This is a genomic window from Marinobacter sp. L-13 (genome assembly GCF_056857715.1).
The window spans coordinates 81218-98376 of record NZ_JBSXNQ010000044.1 but is presented as its reverse complement, the minus strand read 5'-3'; the positions used below and the strand labels follow the sequence as shown (position 1 = coordinate 98376).

The following is a 17159-nucleotide window of genomic DNA, read 5'->3' as shown; positions in this document are numbered from 1 at the left end:
CTGTTCAGGTGGCAAAAGGGCCTCAGTCTGGGCCAGTCACACCTGCTCGGGCTATGTGTCCGCTGAAGATTATTTTTATGGGCGCCTATTCTACCCTAAAAGCGGACCGCAACTCATGAAAAAAGCCCGCCTCCGGGGAGCGCGGGCTTTCTGTCCTCTGGAACCGTCCTTCGGTGCCCGCGCCTTAGATGGCGAAGGCTTCCTCCGGCATGTCCATCAGGCTGTCAGCGCCAGCCAGCATGCTTTCTGCGTGGCCCTTGGCCCTGGGCAGCATACGCTTGAAGTAGAAGCGCGCAGTCTGGATCTTGGCGTTGTAGAACATCTCTTCAGTGGTACCCTCAACCATCTTGTCCAGGGCAACCTTGGCCATACGGGCCCACAGGTAGGCAAACACTGCGTAACCGGAGTACATCAGGTAGTCCACAGAGGCCGCGCCCACTTCCTCACGATTCTTCATGGCAGACATACCAATTTTGGTGGTCAGCTCGCCCCATTCCTTGTTCATCGCCGCCAGCGGCTCGATGAATTCCTTCAGCTGCTCGTCTTCCGCGTTTTCCTTGCAGAACAGATGCACCTGCTTGGTGAAGCCTTTCAGGGATTCGCCCTGGGTCATCAGAACCTTGCGGCCCAACAGATCCAGCGCCTGAATACCGGTGGTGCCTTCATAGATCATGCCGATACGGGCGTCACGAACGTTCTGCTCCATGCCCCACTCGGAGATAAAGCCGTGACCACCAAAGACCTGCATACCAAGGTTCGCTGCCTCGTAACCGATTTCGGTGAGGAACGCCTTGGCAATCGGTGTCAGGAAGCCCAGCGCCTCATCGGCCGCCTTGCGCTCTTCTTCGGTCTTGCCGCTGTGAACAACGTCTGCCTGCTGCGCAGTCAGGTAAATCAGGGCACGGGCGCCTTCTGCAACCGCCTTCTGTGTCAGCAGCATCCGACGAACGTCCGGGTGAACAATGATCGGATCGGCAATACCTTCCGGATTCTTCGGACCGCTCAGTGAACGCATTGCCAGACGCTCCTTGGCGTAGGCAAGTGAACCCTGGAAGCCCAGCTCGGCGGCACCCAGCCCCTGGATGGCGGTACCGATACGGGCCACGTTCATGAAGGTGAACATGCAGTTCAGGCCTTTGTTCTCCGGCCCGATCAGCCAGCCCTTGGCGCCGTCGAAGTTCATCACGCAAGTGGCGTTGCCGTGGATACCCATCTTGTGCTCAATGGAACCGCAGGAAACGGCGTTGCGCTCACCGGCCGAGCCATCTTCGTTCGGCAGGCACTTTGGCACGATGAACAGGGAGATACCCTTGGTGCCTTCCGGTGCACCCGGCAGACGTGCCAGGACGATATGGACGATGTTCTCGGCCATGTCGTGCTCACCGGCAGAAATAAAGATCTTGGTGCCGGTGATAGCGTAAGTGCCATCGGCATTCGGCTCCGCCTTGGTGCGAAGGGTGCCGAGATCAGAACCGCAGTGCGGCTCGGTCAGACACATCGTACCAGTCCACTCGCCGCTGATCAGCTTGGTGAGGTAAGTCTGCTTCTGCTCTTCGGTGCCATGCTCTTCAATGGTGTTGGTTGCACCGTGGCTCAGGCCCGGGTACATGCCAAAGGACCAGTTGGCGGTGCCCACCATTTCACTCATGACCAGACCGAGAGAGTGCGGCAGTCCCTGGCCACCGTAGTTGGGATCGGCGGTCATGGACGGCCAGCCGCCTTCCACATACTGCTGGTAAGCTTCTTTGAAGCCAGTCGGTGTCTTCACACCGTCTTCGCTCCAGATACAGCCTTCCTTGTCACCCACCTGGTTCAGCGGAGACAGAACCTGCTCACAGAACTTGGCACCTTCCCCGATAATGGCATCCACCATATCCGGAGTAGCGTCTTCGGCACCTTCCAGGTTGGCGTAGTGCTGCTCGCTGTTCAGCAGCTCGGTCATTACGAATTTGATGTCACGCAGGGGCGCTTTGTACTCAGGCATGGAATCCACCTCGGTTCTCGGGCTCAGCTGAATCAGGTTTGACAGCTTCTGGCCTTGGGTTTGCTCAGACACCGCAACGCGATGCGCTGCAGCCTTAATTAAACACTTGTTTGAAACATACGTTTACAGGCACAGAATTGTCAATAGCCGGATGCAAAATTTGTGTTGCGAACTGTCACCGGATCACGCGCCACAGCAGCGCATGGAGCCGGATCGCACCTTAAGTGCCGGATATCTATGAAAGGACCTGGATGTTGGAAATTAAACGGTCAGGCAGACACCGGTTGGAAAGAAGAAACGCGGTTTTCGTCACCACTCTGATCAGACTCTCCCATGGCGGAGACCTCACGATAAGCATCGCTCGCGGTTCTTGACGAAGCGCCCGTTTCGGCGGCCAGCTCCGACTGGGCCTGGAGCATGATCTGCATCGCCTGGGCAGCCACCGCTCGATCCTGGCCGGACGGCTCCGCCGGCGCCATGGCCGCCGCCCGGACAATTCGCATTTTCTCGATAGTGGCCTGGGGATCACCCTGCACCGGGGACAGATCAATGGAGACTTCACCTCCCACCGCATACTGGGCACCGTCCGGCCCCCGCTGGTAGGTGAACGACATGGCGCCGGCGTACTGGCCGCCAACCGCCTGGTGCGCGGCTTCGTGGGCACGAACTTCACGATCCCGCGCTTTCAGCTCGGTCAGTTGTTTCAGCTCTTGCTCTTTGAGTCCCTGAGGATTGTCGGATTCCCCGCTCCGGGGCCCGGAGTCGGGATTTTCCCGCGCAGATTCGGCTTTGCCTGCAGCCTCAGTAGATCTGGCGCCGGCGGTCGGCGCCTCCGGCTTTGCCGATACTGGGCCCGTGGCCTGGACTCGCGGAGAAACCTGACCCTGAAACGAGGCCGCTGGGATAGGTGGGGGAACAGGGGGGAGAGATGAAAGCACGAGCCAGGCGCCCTTTCAGTAATCAGGCCATGATATCAAGCAGCGTTCCGAGTGTTTCGTCAGCGGTTTTCACCACTTGTGCGGACGCTTCGACACTTCGCTCGTAAATCTTGAGATCAACAATGGGTTCAACGAGGCTGCCCGCGCCTTCCGCGGTTCCCTGGGGACCATCAGTACCACCACGAGCAATCTTGCGGGCGGCATTTTCCATGCCCACCATGCCATCCTGGATGCCCTGAATCCCAACTGCGAGAGTGTTACTGATCATAACTGCGCTGCCCGATGACCATAAATTGACTTCATTAAGCCACAAACCTGGTCAATTTTCAAACAGCCCATCGATATTCAGATAACCAGCCAGCATTTCAGGCCGCGCCTGCTCCAGCCACGGAAGAATACCCAGACAGGGCGCTCCCATGTGGTTAACCAGATAGTTCAGGGTGTCCTGTTCGCAACTCATGGGCTCAGGCTCGGTGCGATTGGCAACCCACCCTGCCACTCTGAGACCGTCACTTCTGATGGCCTCTGCCGTAAGAAGCGCATGATTAATACAGCCAAGGCGCAGTGAAACCACGAGAATGACCGGCATGGACAGCTGGCGCGGAAACTCTGAATAGGTTTCCCGATCGTTAAGCGGGACCCGCCAGCCGCCGGCACCCTCAACCAGCAGAAGGTCCGCCGGACGAATCTGCAATCCGCGGCAGAATCCAACCAGACGATCAGACGTAATGTGTCGCCCAGCCTGCTCAGCCGCAACATGCGGTGCAATGGCAGGCTCCAGCGCCACCGGGTTGATCAACTCGTAGGCCAGTGGCTCAGTAATGGCGTTCTGCAGAATAAGGGCATCTTCGTTGCGAAGGCCTTCCGGCGTCCGATCGCAACCCGAGGCGATGGGCTTCATCGCCAGGGTGTGCTTACCCATGGCCTTTGCCGCCTGAAGAATGGCTGCGGATACCAGGGTTTTCCCAACCCCGGTGTCGGTGCCCGTTACGAAAAAGGATTGCTTGGCCATGTGTATTTCCAGTTAACGACTCTTACGGTTTCTGCCAGTAAACCCAGGCAGCCTCATAGCTTGCCATGATAGTGCCATCCGGCTCTTTGGGGTACTGCCTGCACATTTCCCGCATCCGCCCCGGTGCCGTGGCCGCTCGTCGCCGGCCAGCGCCGCGGAAGCCCGCGCCAAGATGGCGAAGCTCACCCGCCAGGGCCATCGGCGATTCGTAGGGTAAGCTGATAGTGCGCTCTTCAACAACGGCATCCGGTAACTCGGCCCGCACCTTGGCCTGCAAGGCAAGGTCAGTCTCGAAGCGATTTACGTGCTGATGGCCAGGATCCGCCGCCTGCCAGGCCGATTTCAACTCACGGAGCGTACCGTCAAGGAGTGTGGAGACCATCAGATTCCCACCTGGCCGCAGGATCCGCCGGCATTCCCGAAGCACGGCGCCGGGGTCATCACACCACTGAATCATGAGATTGCTGAAAATCACATCGACACTGCTATCCGGCAAAGGCAGGTGTTCGGCATCGCCCACGATCCAGCTGATTCCCGCAGGCCCATTCTTGCGAGCCTGTTCCAACATGCCAGGCGACAGATCAACCCCACTCAACGATTCAATCTGCCCGAAATCCGCAAACTTTCGGGTAAACCAACCTGTGCCACACCCCAGGTCCAGCAATGTTAGATCATGATCCTGACTTTCCCGGAACTCAAACTTCTGCAGCATGGTATTGCCCATGAAGCGCTGCAGTCTTGAGGCATTTTCATAGGTGCCACTGGCAATGCCAAAGCCCCGGGCAATATCAGACTTGCGAGTGTCGGAAATGCCCCGGGCTATCTGGTCGGTAGAGATGCTCATAACGCCCATGACAACGCCTTTTGAGTGGCAAAAAACGCCTGTATCGCCTCCCAGCAATCCGAAGCCGAGCAGCCGCCCGGCCAGTGCGCCATACCCGGTACGAGCGCATGACCGCTTGACGTCGGGACAGCGAGATCATCCGCCCACGACCTGACCACAATATCGTTCTCACCCATCACATGAAGAGCCGGTGTGGCGAGTGAACGCCATAACGCCCTCTGATCTCCGCTTTCCAGCCAGGCAAGACTCGTGACGAGGTGTTCATGCGAGACCAGAGTGCCTTTCTCAAGCCACGTCTTGAGCCTCTGGCGCTCCTGTTTTTCGTCCGCAGAACCGTTGATCATCAACAACAGAAAATGCAGCCAGTAGCGCTGTGGGTCACGGCGGATACCACGGGCAAACGCCCGAAAGTCGCTTTCCGCCATACCATTGAGCCAGCGTTCGTCGGCCACGAACTTCGGAAAACCACCGAGGGTAATAACACAGGACACTGCACCGGTCTCACGCCCGGCGGCCTCCATCACAACCTGACTGCCCAGGGACCAGCCCATCCAAACTGACGGCTCCGGATAAAGTGACAACAGCTCGTCCGTCACCTCCGAGAGCGACTGGCAGCGGCTCAGCAGCTCATCGTCCAGAGACACGGGAACCACCTCCCCCGGCCAATAGCCATAGAGCCCAGATAACATCTCTGCACGAACGCCCCAGCCAGCAACCACCACCAGACGCGGACAGACCCTGCAGGAACTCATACCGCCATGTCCGCTTTTTGAACCAGATGCCGGCAGTCTGACAGCGCGGTCAACAGACAATCCAGGTTCGCCTGGGAATGAGCGGCACTGAATGTAACCCGCAATCGCGCCTCCCCCGCGGGAACCGTCGGCGGGCGAATGGCCGAGACCAGCAAGCCGCGCTCCTCCAATGCCTGACTGAGCGCCAGCGCGTCGTGATTGTCGCCAACCATGATCGGCTGGATCGGAGTATGTGAAGGCATCAATTCATACCCCATGGCCGAGGCCTCCCGACGAAACCGCGAAACCAGACCCAATACATGCTCGCGGCGCCCCTGATCCCGTTCAATAAGATCCAGACTCGAAATGGTTGCCATGGCAAGAGCCGGCGGCATCGCCGTCGTATAGATATAGGTTCTGGCTTTCTGAACCAGATAATCCATCAGCAGCGATGGCCCGGCCACGAATGCGCCACTGGTTCCGACCCCCTTGCCCAGGGTGCCGATCAACACGGGGACATCCTCTTCGGACAACCCCGCTTCAGCGACGCTGCCCCGCCCTTCAGGTCCGAGTACGCCAATTCCGTGAGCATCATCAACCACCAGTAACGCATCGTGGAACCGGCAGACCCGGGCCAGCTCCGCCAGGGGCGCAATATCGCCGTCCATGCTGAAGACCCCGTCGGTCACCACCAACTTGTGCCCGGACGTCTCCGCCAGCATCGCCTCCAGCGCCGCGACATCGCCATGGGCATAACGGCGAACCCTGGCCCGGCTCAGGATACAGCCGTCGATGATGGATGCATGATTCAGGCGATCCGAAAAAATCGTATCGCCCCGCCCGGCCAGTGCCGAAATAACGCCCATATTCGCCATGTAGCCAGTGGAGAAAAACAGCGCCGAACTGCGTCCGGTAAACTCCGCCAGACGAAGCTCCAACTGGTGATGGGCATCATGGTGACCACAAATCAGATGGGAAGCCGCGCCCCCAAGGCCTGTTTTGGAAAGCGCATCACGGAGGGCCTCGATATTGGCAGGGTTATTGGCAAGACCAAGGTAATCATTACTGCAGAACGACAACAAAGGTTTGCCGTCAGCAATGAGAGAGGGCCTCTGAGGACCGGCTACATGCCGACGCGTCCGATACAGACCGGCCTGTTTCCGCTCTTCGAGTTCAAGGGCAAAATCCCGCACGATAGCACCTGGAGGTTAACTCAACGATCCGGGCAACGAGCGGGTGAGCTCGCTGCCTCCCAAGATCAAATACTCAGGCAGACTCCCGCGTAGCGTCGTAGAACATGTGACGGGTCGCCTCATACTCCACGGCCTCGGCAATCGCCTCCTCTTCCTGCTCCTCCGACGCACACTGCTCCCGCTGCTCTGGGCGAATACCGAGGCGTTTGAACAACAGCATATCGGCATCGGCCTCCGGATTGGCGGTGGTCAGGAGCTTTTCGCCGTAGAAGATCGAGTTGGCACCAGCCATGAAACACAGAGCCTGCATCTGCTCATTCATGTTTTCACGCCCAGCTGACAGGCGAACGTGGGAAGCCGGCATCAAGATCCGCGCCACCGCAATAATCCGGATGAACTCGAACGGATCCAGGTCCTCGACGTCCTCCAGAGGCGTGCCTTTCACCTTCACCAGCATATTCACAGGCACACTTTCCGGATGATGGGGCAGGTTCGCGAGCTGAACCAGCAGTCCGACCCGGTCATCCTCGTCTTCGCCCATACCCATAATGCCACCGCAACAAACCTTCATTCCGGCCTTGCGAACATTGTCGAGAGTGTCCAGTCGATCCTGGTAGGTTCGAGTGGTGATGATGTGGCTGTAGTACTTCTCAGAGGTATCCAGGTTATGGTTGTAGTAATCCAACCCGGCATCGGCCAGTTCTGCCGCCTGCTCCTCTTTGAGCATGCCAAGGGTCATGCAGGTCTCAAGCCCCAGGGACTTCACCTGTTTGACCATGTCCAGAACATAAGGCATGTCCTTCTTCGAAGGACTGCGCCAGGCGGCGCCCATGCAAAACCGGGAAGCCCCCTTTTCTTTCGCGGCCCTGGCCTCAGCCACAACTTTTTCGATTTCCAGCAGCTTCTCTTTCTCAAGACCGGTGTTGTAATGACCGCTCTGGGGACAGTATTTGCAATCCTCCGGGCAGGCGCCGGTCTTGATCGACAGCAAGGTGCTTACCTGAACCTCGTTAGGATCAAAATACTGGCGATGCACACTCTGGGCACGGAACAGTAGATCGTTAAAAGGGAGTTCGAAAAGCTCGCGAGCTTCCTGCAGTGTCCAGTCGTGGCGGAGTTCTGTAGCGGTCATGTAAAAGTCCTGTTAACCTTTCCCGGTCTCTGGGTTTACGGATGAATCAGATGATAAAGGGACTGAACTGGCTGTCAACCTTCGTGGACAAAAAGGTTAACAGCATCAGGCACGGCGGACTGTGTGTCGCCTGCCTTTCCTCACAGGCATTCAACGGCTTATGCCAGCCTTGCCGGGGCGACCTACCAGTGAACCGCTGGCACTGTCGCTGCTGCGCCCTGCCCCTGGCTTTTCCCTCCTCGGAGCTGCTCTGCGGTGACTGTATGAAACACCCGCCGGCTTTCGATAGCTCTTTTATTCCCTGGCGCTACCAGTACCCACTCGACGGCATGATTGGCCGATACAAGTATCGGGGCCAGCGCAAGTTCGGAAGACCATTGATGGCGGATTTTGCTGACTTGGTGCAGAAGGCTCGGCTCGATGGTGCTATCGCAATGCCAGAAGTACTGGTACCCGCGCCAATGGATGCGCGGCGACGCCGGCAACGCGGGTTCAATCAGGCCCAGGACATTGCCGAGACGATTGCCAGCGCCCTGGATCTCCCGGTCGACAACGGACTTGTCAGAAGGGTTCGCCGTGTCCGGTCTCAACGGGAGTTGAACCGGGAGGCCCGACTGGCGAATCTTCGCGGGGTATTTGAGGTCATCCCGCCAGTGCCAGAGCGAATAGCGATTGTCGATGATGTGGTGACCACCGGCGCGACCGTCAGGGTTTTATCATCAGCACTTCGGGAGGCCGGGGCCCGGAACATTCAGGTTTGGGCACTAGCCCGGACGCCAGGTTAAGACAGCAAAGCTTTTACACGCTCAGCAATTGCCAGGCAGGATGTTAAACCCGGCGATTCGATACCGAACAGATTAACCAGTCCCGGCATACCGTGCGTCTCTGGACCATCAATCCGGAAATCCGCGAAGCCACCATCGGGGCCTATCAGCTTCGGTCGGATGCCGGCATAGGCGGGCTGAAGTCGGGTCGGGTCGAGTCCTGGCCACCATTGGCGGATGCCTCTGGCGAAGCCTTCCTGGCGGCTGGGTTCCACGGTGTAGTCTTCCTTTTCGATCCACTCTACATCCGGACCGAAACGGGCCTGGCCAGCGAGATCGAGAGTCAGGTGGATACCCAGGCCCCCGGGTTCAGGAACCGGATAGATCAGGGTTCTGAAAGGTGTTCGTCCGCTGTAGCTGAAGTAGACGCCCCTCGCGAACCATTGCCGGGGAATGCAGTCGTCGGGCAGACCTGCCCAGTTTTTTGCCAGCGGGACGGCGCCGAGCCCGGCGGCGTTAATGACATTTTTCGCTTCCAGAATTAGCGGGGTTTCGCCTGCCACGTTTAGACGGTGCCGCTGGCTATCCGATTCAGCAGCCGCTACCGGTGAGCGTAGAGCGAGCTGGCCGCCGGCATCATGGAGCTCGCCAAGCAAGGAGAGCATCAGCCCGTGGCTGTCGACAATACCGGTTTCGGGGGACCAGAGCCCCGAGCTGGCGCAAATACCCGGAGCGCCTCGGGCGACTCTTTCGCCATCATACAGCTCAAGTTCAACACCGTTGCTGGCTGCCGCAGCCTGAATATCAAAGAGCTTGTCATTCTGTGCCTCGTCGACGGCAACAATCCACTTACCGCATTTACGGTGTCCAACCTTGTGCGTCAGGCAATAGTCGTAAAGCTGCCGTCGACCCTCAACACACAACTCCGCCTTCAGTGATCCTTGCGGATAATAAATGCCGGCATGAATGACTTCGCTGTTTCGTGAGGAGATGCCCTCACCAAACCGGTCTGAGCTTTCCAGAACGATGACCTCATGCCCGGCTCTAGCCAGAGCGCGGGCAATAGCCAGCCCAATGACACCGGCGCCGATAACAACGGTTTGGATTTCCAGCACTTCTGTCGACACTTATGGTTGGCCCTGCTCCACTGACAAGAGGTTGAGCATATCCTATACCGCCAGCCCGGCGAAAACGGGCGCCGGCGGGCTCAATACATTACTCAAGAGCCCATACCGGTTATACTTGGCTCCGGAAAGTAGTGCATGGAGCCCGGCTTATGATGTCTGACAGGAAGCAGTTTGTTCTGGTAATGGTGGTGGCGGCCCTCTTTGTCGGGTGGCTAGGCTGGCGGGGCTTTGAAGTAATCAGCCTGAACGAGCGGCTGAAAGCGGATGAGGTGGTTGCCAGCTACCCCTACAAGCACCGGGTACTGAGGGTGGAGGGCGACACGGCCATTATGAGCTCACTGCGGTCCCACACCACGTCCACCCACAAGGCGCTGAGTGCGGTATTTCCGAGTATGCGCAATCTTGGGGACAGTCATCGCGACTGGCAGCGGGCAGAACGCGAGCTTGCACAGGTTCAGGCCCGTGCCGGAGACGTTATTCTTGGGGCTTCTGGCATCAGCCGTATCCGCTGGGAGCTGGACGAAAACTGGTACCATCTGCAAACCATGAAATCCAAATACGACACAAGGCTCTGAAACGCCCTTTATGACCCATGACCCCTCACTTGCGGCATCCACCCACCCCTACGATTCCCTGACGCCGGATATCATTCTGGATGCGATGGAAGAGGCAGGGTTTGCGGTAAGTGGCCGGCTGTTCGCGTTGAACAGCTATGAAAACCGGGTCTATCAGGTAGGCCTGGATGAAGGCGCCCCGGTAATTACCAAGTTCTATCGGCCGGGCCGATGGAGCGAAGCGGAAATCCGCGAGGAACATACATTCACCCTGGAGCTCCTGGAAGCCGACATTCCGGTTGTAGCACCTATGAAGCTGGCGACCGGGGACACGCTCGGGCGCCATGGTGAGTTCCTGTTTGCGGTATTTCCGCAGCGTGGCGGGCAAGCACCAGACACCAGTGTTACCGATACCCTTTACCGGCTGGGGCAATGGCTGGGTCAGATCCACAATATTGGCGCCAAAAAACCGTTTGCCCATCGCTCGGGCATGGATTTGCTGGATGGCATCGAAGCCAGCAATCGGCTTTTGTTACGGGGAGACTGGATTCCGACGGATCTGAGGCCAGCCTGGGACAGCCTGATTCCTGACCTGCAAAGACTCTGTGCCGCTCGGGTTGACGAAGCCGGTCCGGTGGAAACCCTGCGACTTCATGGCGACTGCCATGCCGGCAATATTCTCTGCCGGGACGAACAGATGCTGTTCGTGGATCTCGACGATTGCCGCACCGGACCCGCGATCCAGGATATGTGGTTGCTGCTGAACGGAGACGACTTCGAGCGCGGCGCCCAGCTGGGAGAGTTGCTGGAGGGCTATGAAATGTTCCGTGATTTCAATCGCCGCGAGCGCCACCTGATTGAGCCGCTGCGCTGCTACCGGCAGATTGCCCATTGCGCGTGGCTGGCAAAGCGCTGGGACGACCCTGCATTTCCGCGCTTCTTTCCCTGGTTTGCCCAGCCACGGTTCTGGTCAGACCAGATTCTGTCGCTCCGGGAGCAGTTATCAGCCTTGCAGTCACCGGCCATCACGGTGCCGGGACAATACTGACCAACACTTTTAATTCGTTTGATTTGAGGTATGCATGAGCCAGAATGAGGCCCGTTACACCGTCCGTAGCCTGATCGTAACCGCTGTGGTTGCGGCTATTGGCACCGTTCTTGTATTGGAGATGAGCGGCAGGATCAACCACAGCGAGAACAAGGATCATATGCCTGTTGGCGATTTCCAGGCCATCCATGTAACCGAGGAGGATCCGTTTCGCATGTCGCCCAAAGCCTCGGAACTGCACGCCGTTTGCGAAAATGGTTACCTGGCAATTGCCGCCGATGTGGATCCCTCGTTTCGGGGAATCCTGGTGGACTATAAAAATCGCGGCGTACGCTGCTCAAGGCCCTCCCCAACCGGGCCTGCCGTTCTGCCCGCCCCCGAGACTCCGGACACCAATGAATAAATCCCGCAAGCCGTCGGAGGCACCCGAGCAGATCACGGACCGGCTGTTTGCCACAGAGCGCCGGCCGGAGGACTTCCGATTCGACGCATCGGTGGCAAGGGTGTTTCCGGACATGATCCGGCGCTCGGTGCCGGGCTACACCACCGTCATTCCGATGATCGAGGTTATCTCGGAGCAATATGCCCAGCCCGCCACCAACTGCTACGACCTGGGCTGCTCACTCGGCGCTTCCACGCTGGCAATGCGCCATGGTATCGCCCATGCGGACTGCAACCTGATCGGAGTGGATAACTCGAGCGCCATGATCGAACGCTGCGAGCATTACATTGCACTGGACGACAGTGCGCTCCCCGTTACCCTCAGGTGCGAGGATATTCTGGACACCGAGCTGAGTAATGCCTCGGTGACCACTCTGAATTTCACCTTGCAGTTTGTCGATCCGGAGAAGCGGGCCGGCCTGCTTGCGCGCATTGCTGATGCCACGCGTCCTGGCGGTGTCCTGATCCTGTCGGAGAAGGTTCGCTTTGAATCTGACGACGAGCAAGCCATTCAGACCCGACTGCATCACGAATTCAAGCGCGCCAACGGCTATTCGGATCTTGAAATAAGCCAGAAACGCACGGCGATCGAACAGGTGCTGATTCCCGAAACACTGGCTGCGCACAAGGCGCGCCTGTTGTCGGCAGGTTTCGATGACGTGGTGGTGTGGTATCAGTGCTTCAACTTTGTTTCCATGCTCGCCATAAAGGCCAACCAAACCACCGAATGACCATGGCAGACTTTGACTGGAAAGCCCGGTTCGGGCCTATCATCGATGAACTTGAGAAAGACGGCCTGGAGCACTGGGCGACGCAACTCCAACAGCAACTGACCCACCGCTTTGAGGACCGCCCCCACGGCGATCTCGATCGCTGGCAAGCTGCCCTTGACCAGCTACCCGGTCTGACTCAGGTAGACGCGCAACTGGACCAATCCGCGGTAACCCTGACCTCCAGGCAGCCCCTGACCGTGGCACAACGGGAGCAACTGGAACTCGGATTACGCGGCCTGATGCCCTGGCGCAAAGGCCCCTTCGACTTCTTCGGTACATACATCGATACCGAATGGCACTCTGACTGGAAGTGGGACCGCGTGTCGCCCTATCTTTCAGACCTTTCCGGTCGCCGCATACTGGATGTGGGTTGTGGCTCCGGGTATCACTGTTGGCGCATGCTGGGCGAGGGCGCGGGCCGGGTGATCGGCATCGACCCGGGGTTGCTGTTCCTGTTCCAGTTCTTCAGCGTCAAGGACTACCTCGGTGATGTCCCGATAGACCTGCTGCCCGTTCGGATGGAAGACCTCCCCGCCGACCTTGAAACCTTCGACACCACCTTTTCCATGGGGGTTCTCTATCATCGGCGCTCACCGCTCGATCATCTGCTTGAACTGAAGGGGACGCTTCGCAGGGACGGGGAACTGGTACTGGAAACACTTGTCGTTGAAGGCCCTGAGGGCTTCAGCCTGATGCCCGAGGATCGCTATGGGCAGATGCGGAACGTCTGGTTCCTCCCGTCCTGCGACACACTGCTGCGCTGGCTGGACCGCACCGGCTTCCGGAATGCCCGGGTGGTCGATGTCACCCCTACGACCACAGACGAACAGCGAAGCACCGACTGGATGCGTTTCAACTCCCTCCAGGATTTTCTGGATCCGAACGACCCCTCAAAAACCGTGGAAGGATACCCGGGGCCGTTGCGTGCTACCGTGATTGCCGAGAAGCCCTGAACACAAAAAAACCGCCGTGCCTTTTAAGCAGGGCGGTTTTTTTAACGTTGGCGATTACTCGCCGAACGGGTGACGCAATGTAATCGTCTCGATACGATCCGGACCAGTAGATATCACATCGATCGGCGCTTCGATCTGCTCTTCCAGGAAACGGATGTAGGCCTTGGCGTTCTCCGGCAACTGATCAACGCTGGTCAGGCCAACGGTGCTTTCGCTCCAGCCGGGCAGTTCCTCATAAACCGGCTCGATGTCCTTGTAGCTGTCGCAGCCGATGGGCGGCCGGAAAATCTCGCCGTTAGGCGTCTTGTAGCCTACGCAAACCTTCACGGTTTCCAGTCCGTCCAGCACGTCCAGCTTGGTCAGACAGATACCGGACACACTGTTGATCTGGATGGCGTGGCGCAGAGCCACCGCATCGAACCAGCCACAACGGCGGGCGCGCCCGGTTGTAGTGCCGACTTCGTTGCCCTTCACCGCCAGGTGGTTGCCCATATCGTCGAACAGTTCGGTCGGGAACGGTCCGGAGCCTACACGGGTGGTATACGCCTTGGTGATTCCCAGCACATAGTCGAGGAACAGCGGGCCGAAGCCGGAACCGGTGGCCGTGCCGCCAGCGGTGGTGTTGGAAGAAGTCACATACGGATAGGTGCCAAGATCGATATCCAGGAGCGAGCCCTGGGCACCCTCGAACAGGATATTCTCTCCACGCTTACGGAAATCATGCAGCATGTCAGTCACGTCTGCCGCCATGGGCAAAATTTCCTCGCCCATCTGCTTCAGCTCTTCCAGTGCGGCATCAATGTCCTCAGCCTCTTCCTTGAAGTACTCGGTCAGGATGAAGTTGTGGTATGACATGATCTCCCGGAGCTTCATTTCGAAGTCGGCGGGATTGCACAGATCGCCCAGGCGCAGGCCACGACGGGAAACCTTGTCTTCATAGGCCGGGCCAATACCGCGACCGGTTGTGCCGATCTTGTCGACACCACGAGCCCTTTCACGGGCCTGATCAATTCGAACATGAGTACGCAGAATGATCGGGCACGCCAGACTGATGCGGAGGCGATCGCGAACCGCCACGTCATTGGCTTCCAGCTCGCGCACTTCTTTCAGCAGAGCCTCGGGCGACAGGACAACACCGTTGCCGATGAGGCAATAGACGTGTTGCCGCAGAATGCCGGAAGGAATCAGGTGAAGCGCTGTTTTCTTGCCGTCAATTACCAGGGTATGACCGGCATTGTGCCCGCCCTGGAAGCGGACAACCGCTGCAACCTTGTCGGTCAGCAGGTCAACAATCTTACCCTTGCCTTCATCACCCCACTGGGTGCCCAGCACAACAACATTTTTACCCATGATTCTCTCTCAATGCGGCTGCCCCGCAGGACAGGCGTTTCGCAAGTTTACCTGTAAATGAATTCACCGAGGCCCCGGGGGCATCAGCCCAGCTTCTGCACAACCCATTGGCCACTCTGTTTGACCAGCTCACGGTCACAGCCTCTGGCGGCAGGGTTAACGCCCTCGTCTTCGGGAAGTGCACGAACAACGGTTTCCGTCATTCTCAGACCGGAGATCACGCCTTCCAGGGCGGGGTCGTCATCCGCCGGCGCCCAGACAGCGCCGGCACTGCGAGTCACGCGCTCGCCAAGAGAGACGAGCGAGCGAATATCAAGACTGAACCCCGTTGCCGGGCGGGCGCGGCCAAAGTCACTTCCAATCGCATCATAACGGCCACCCTTGGCCACGGAATCGCCGTGGCCCGGCACGTAGGCTGCAAACACCAGGCCCGTGTGGTAGTTGTAGCCACGAAGCTCACAGAAATCGAATCCGAAGCTGATATCCGGGTAATCCCTTCCCAGCATTTCAGACACACGCCCAAGCTGGTCGAGTGCCGCGTCCAGGCTGTCAGAGGCACCCTGCAGGATCCGACGGGCCTCGTTCAAGGCTTCCGGGCCACCACTGACCCGGGCAAGCTCACGCAAACGAGCACCCGCAGAGCCTGGAGGGCATTGACCCAACAGTTGATCAAGCTCCGGCACCGATTTGCGGGCCATGGCGTCAAAAATGGCGCTCTCCGTATCCCGATCAAAATCCGCCTCGCCGATCAGACTCTCATAGATGGCAACATGAGCCAGATCCAGATGGATACGGGGCAAGCCGGCAACCCTGAGGGTTTCCAGCATCAGGCTGATCACTTCCATATCCGCTGCTTCGGAGCCACTGCCAAACAGTTCGCAGCCGGCCTGAATCGGTGTTCGACCTGTCAGCATGTGCCTTGGGCGGGTGTGGAGTACGTGCCCTGCATAGCAAAGACGGGTGATCCCTTCCTGGCCCAGGGTATGGGCATCAATGCGCGCCGCCTGAGGCGTCATATCGGCGCGAACACCCATCATCCGCCCGGTCAACTGATCGGTGAGCTTGAAGGTCTGAAGCTCCAGATCGTTTCCGGTTCCGGTAAACAGGGATTCGAGATATTCAATGAGCGGTGGGATTACCAGCTGGTAGCCCCAGCGCTGGCAGGTATCCATTACATCCCGACGCAGGGATTCGATCCGTCCGGCCAGCGGGGGAAGAATATCCTCTACCCCGTCTGGCAGTAACCAGCGATCAGATACTGTCATGAGATTCCGTTGTCCGTTATATCCGCACCGGCACAGTCGGCTGGGGGATCACACAGGATTTAAGGCGGCACTCGGCAAAAGCCCTACACAAAACCGGCAGAATTTTACACGGTTGCCGGGCACAAAAAAACCGGAATACAGAGGTATTCCGGTTTTTGGTCTGAACGTGCAGGGTTAACGGGCACCCTGCGGATCGTTCAGGAACTTCATGAACGCGCTGTTGGAATCAATCACCATGATGTCATCCTTGCTCATGAAGGTATTGCGATAAGCCTGCAGGCTTCGGTAGAAGCTGTAGAATTCCGCGTCGGAGCCGTAGGCATCGGCGTAGATTCTGGCCGCTTGACCGTCACCTTCACCCCGGGTTTCTTCTGACTGAGCGAAGGCTTCCGCGAGAATAACGGTTCTCTGACGATCCGCATCGGCGCGAATACCTTCGGCCAACTCCCGACCCCGCGAACGGAATTCCTGAGCCAGTTTCTCACGCTCGGTCGCCATCCGACGGTAGACGTTTTCGCTCACCTGACCCGGGAATTCGATAGCCTTTACACGAATGTCGAGAACCTCGATACCGAATTCGTTCTGGGCAGTCTGGTTTACGCGATCCCGCAGCGTGTGCATCAGCTCATCCCGCTGGCCCGAGACCACTTCGACCATGGTCCGGATACCAAACTCGTCCCGCAGGCCGTTATCAACACGGGAGGACAACAGGGACTGAGCGCGGAACTCGTCACCGCCGGTCGCTCGATAGAACTGGTCCACATCACGGATCTTCCAGGCAATATACGAATCCACATCCAGCGGTTTCTTCTCCACGGTCAGATACTGCCGCGAGGGCAGATCCATGGTGAGAACCCGGATGTCGAATTCACGAACCTGGTCGATGACCGGAACCTTGAAATGGATACCGGCCTGGATATCGGTCTCTACCAGCTCACCGAACCGGAGCAGAACACCCCGATGGGTTTCCGGAATGATGTACACACTGGACAGTACCAGCAGGACAACGATCAGGGCGCCTGCAAGGCCCACTACACCTTTAGGTCCCAT

General features: G+C 58.3%; 18 protein-coding genes. 6 read left to right on the top strand and 12 right to left on the bottom strand.

Going from position 1 to position 17159, the window contains the following annotated elements; translation table 11 throughout:
* Positions 1-184: 184 nt before the first annotated feature.
* The 8 genes from AC13DD_RS06010 to bioB form a co-directional block, all read right to left on the bottom strand.
* Positions 185-1984, bottom strand: a complete 1800-nt coding sequence (locus tag AC13DD_RS06010) for an acyl-CoA dehydrogenase C-terminal domain-containing protein (protein ID WP_273070409.1) — start codon at positions 1982-1984, stop codon at positions 185-187.
* Positions 1985-2253: 269 nt separating this feature from the next.
* Positions 2254-2922, bottom strand: a complete 669-nt coding sequence (locus tag AC13DD_RS06005) for a putative metalloprotease CJM1_0395 family protein (RefSeq protein ID WP_273157294.1) — start codon at positions 2920-2922, stop codon at positions 2254-2256.
* Positions 2923-2944: 22 nt separating this feature from the next.
* A complete protein-coding gene (locus AC13DD_RS06000; RefSeq protein ID WP_014577776.1) occupies positions 2945-3190 on the bottom strand; it encodes a flagellar basal body rod C-terminal domain-containing protein in 246 nt (81 codons plus the stop codon).
* A 51-nt stretch (positions 3191-3241) separates the two neighbouring features.
* On the bottom strand, positions 3242-3934 hold the full coding sequence (gene bioD / locus AC13DD_RS05995; RefSeq protein WP_053112697.1) for a dethiobiotin synthase: 693 nt from the start codon (positions 3932-3934) through the stop codon (positions 3242-3244).
* 22 nt (positions 3935-3956) lie between these two features.
* Positions 3957-4787 carry a malonyl-ACP O-methyltransferase BioC gene (gene bioC, locus AC13DD_RS05990; protein ID WP_338355301.1) on the bottom strand — a complete coding sequence of 277 codons (831 nt, stop codon included), beginning with the start codon at positions 4785-4787 and terminating at the stop codon, positions 3957-3959.
* Positions 4775-5530: an alpha/beta fold hydrolase gene (locus AC13DD_RS05985; protein WP_482902570.1), complete on the bottom strand. Its 756-nt coding sequence runs from the start codon at positions 5528-5530 to the stop codon at positions 4775-4777. Before AC13DD_RS05985 ends, bioC begins: the two co-directional genes overlap by 13 nt.
* Positions 5527-6702 (bottom strand): 8-amino-7-oxononanoate synthase, encoded by a 1176-nt coding sequence (bioF, locus tag AC13DD_RS05980; RefSeq protein WP_092031001.1) that lies wholly within the window; start codon positions 6700-6702, stop codon positions 5527-5529. The genes AC13DD_RS05985 and bioF overlap by 4 nt, the downstream gene beginning before the upstream one ends.
* A 73-nt stretch (positions 6703-6775) precedes the next feature.
* Positions 6776-7834 (bottom strand): biotin synthase BioB, encoded by a 1059-nt coding sequence (bioB, locus tag AC13DD_RS05975; RefSeq protein ID WP_008170083.1) that lies wholly within the window; start codon positions 7832-7834, stop codon positions 6776-6778.
* A gap of 263 nt (positions 7835-8097) precedes the next feature.
* Between bioB and AC13DD_RS05970 the strand changes: the two genes are divergently transcribed.
* Positions 8098-8619, top strand: coding sequence for a ComF family protein (locus tag AC13DD_RS05970; protein WP_227497727.1), 522 nt, complete (start codon positions 8098-8100; stop codon positions 8617-8619).
* On the opposite strand, the gene AC13DD_RS05965 is transcribed toward AC13DD_RS05970, so the two are convergent.
* Entirely contained in the window at positions 8616-9713 is a 1098-nt protein-coding gene (locus AC13DD_RS05965; protein WP_008170080.1) for an NAD(P)/FAD-dependent oxidoreductase, read from the bottom strand. The genes AC13DD_RS05970 and AC13DD_RS05965 overlap by 4 nt on opposite strands.
* Before the next feature lie 161 nt (positions 9714-9874).
* On the opposite strand from AC13DD_RS05965, the gene AC13DD_RS05960 reads away from it, so the two are divergent.
* The 5 genes from AC13DD_RS05960 to cmoB are packed head-to-tail and all read left to right on the top strand — an operon-like array spanning position 9875 to position 13494.
* Positions 9875-10300 (top strand): hypothetical protein, encoded by a 426-nt coding sequence (locus AC13DD_RS05960; protein WP_008170078.1) that lies wholly within the window; start codon positions 9875-9877, stop codon positions 10298-10300.
* A gap of 10 nt (positions 10301-10310) precedes the next feature.
* Complete coding sequence (locus AC13DD_RS05955; protein WP_008170076.1) at positions 10311-11327, top strand: serine/threonine protein kinase; 1017 nt, start codon at positions 10311-10313, stop codon at positions 11325-11327.
* A gap of 34 nt (positions 11328-11361) precedes the next feature.
* Positions 11362-11730, top strand: coding sequence for a PA3694 family proteiin (locus AC13DD_RS05950; protein WP_008170074.1), 369 nt, complete (start codon positions 11362-11364; stop codon positions 11728-11730).
* The gene (cmoA, locus tag AC13DD_RS05945) at positions 11723-12499 is read left to right on the top strand and encodes a carboxy-S-adenosyl-L-methionine synthase CmoA (RefSeq protein ID WP_482930977.1); all 777 of its coding nucleotides are present in this window, start codon (positions 11723-11725) and stop codon (positions 12497-12499) included. Before AC13DD_RS05950 ends, cmoA begins: the two co-directional genes overlap by 8 nt.
* 2 nt (positions 12500-12501) lie before the next feature.
* On the top strand, positions 12502-13494 hold the full coding sequence (gene cmoB / locus AC13DD_RS05940; RefSeq protein WP_482930976.1) for a tRNA 5-methoxyuridine(34)/uridine 5-oxyacetic acid(34) synthase CmoB: 993 nt from the start codon (positions 12502-12504) through the stop codon (positions 13492-13494).
* Positions 13495-13548: 54 nt separating this feature from the next.
* Here cmoB and AC13DD_RS05935 read toward each other — a convergent pair whose 3' ends face one another.
* From AC13DD_RS05935 to hflC, 3 genes are all read right to left on the bottom strand, one after another.
* The gene (locus AC13DD_RS05935; protein WP_008170068.1) at positions 13549-14844 is read right to left on the bottom strand and encodes an adenylosuccinate synthase; all 1296 of its coding nucleotides are present in this window, start codon (positions 14842-14844) and stop codon (positions 13549-13551) included.
* Between the two features lie 83 nt (positions 14845-14927).
* Complete coding sequence (locus AC13DD_RS05930) at positions 14928-16109, bottom strand: ATP phosphoribosyltransferase regulatory subunit (protein ID WP_008170066.1); 1182 nt, start codon at positions 16107-16109, stop codon at positions 14928-14930.
* A gap of 174 nt (positions 16110-16283) precedes the next feature.
* A complete protein-coding gene (hflC, locus tag AC13DD_RS05925; protein WP_008170064.1) occupies positions 16284-17159 on the bottom strand; it encodes a protease modulator HflC in 876 nt (291 codons plus the stop codon).

Coding starts and splice junctions, on each gene's coding strand:
- AC13DD_RS06010 (WP_273070409.1), bottom strand. CDS start 1,984: ATGCCTGAGTACAAAGCGCCCCTGCGTGACATCAAATTCGTAATGACC.
- AC13DD_RS06000 (WP_014577776.1), bottom strand. CDS start 3,190: ATGATCAGTAACACTCTCGCAGTTGGGATTCAGGGCATCCAGGATGGC.
- bioD (WP_053112697.1), bottom strand. CDS start 3,934: ATGGCCAAGCAATCCTTTTTCGTAACGGGCACCGACACCGGGGTTGGG.
- bioC (WP_338355301.1), bottom strand. CDS start 4,787: ATGGGCGTTATGAGCATCTCTACCGACCAGATAGCCCGGGGCATTTCC.
- AC13DD_RS05985 (WP_482902570.1), bottom strand. CDS start 5,530: ATGAGTTCCTGCAGGGTCTGTCCGCGTCTGGTGGTGGTTGCTGGCTGG.
- bioB (WP_008170083.1), bottom strand. CDS start 7,834: ATGACCGCTACAGAACTCCGCCACGACTGGACACTGCAGGAAGCTCGC.
- AC13DD_RS05970 (WP_227497727.1), top strand. CDS start 8,098: ATGAAACACCCGCCGGCTTTCGATAGCTCTTTTATTCCCTGGCGCTAC.
- AC13DD_RS05960 (WP_008170078.1), top strand. CDS start 9,875: ATGATGTCTGACAGGAAGCAGTTTGTTCTGGTAATGGTGGTGGCGGCC.
- AC13DD_RS05955 (WP_008170076.1), top strand. CDS start 10,311: ATGACCCATGACCCCTCACTTGCGGCATCCACCCACCCCTACGATTCC.
- AC13DD_RS05950 (WP_008170074.1), top strand. CDS start 11,362: ATGAGCCAGAATGAGGCCCGTTACACCGTCCGTAGCCTGATCGTAACC.
- cmoA (WP_482930977.1), top strand. CDS start 11,723: ATGAATAAATCCCGCAAGCCGTCGGAGGCACCCGAGCAGATCACGGAC.
- cmoB (WP_482930976.1), top strand. CDS start 12,502: ATGGCAGACTTTGACTGGAAAGCCCGGTTCGGGCCTATCATCGATGAA.
- AC13DD_RS05935 (WP_008170068.1), bottom strand. CDS start 14,844: ATGGGTAAAAATGTTGTTGTGCTGGGCACCCAGTGGGGTGATGAAGGC.
- AC13DD_RS05930 (WP_008170066.1), bottom strand. CDS start 16,109: ATGACAGTATCTGATCGCTGGTTACTGCCAGACGGGGTAGAGGATATT.
- hflC (WP_008170064.1), bottom strand. CDS start 17,159: ATGGGACCTAAAGGTGTAGTGGGCCTTGCAGGCGCCCTGATCGTTGTC.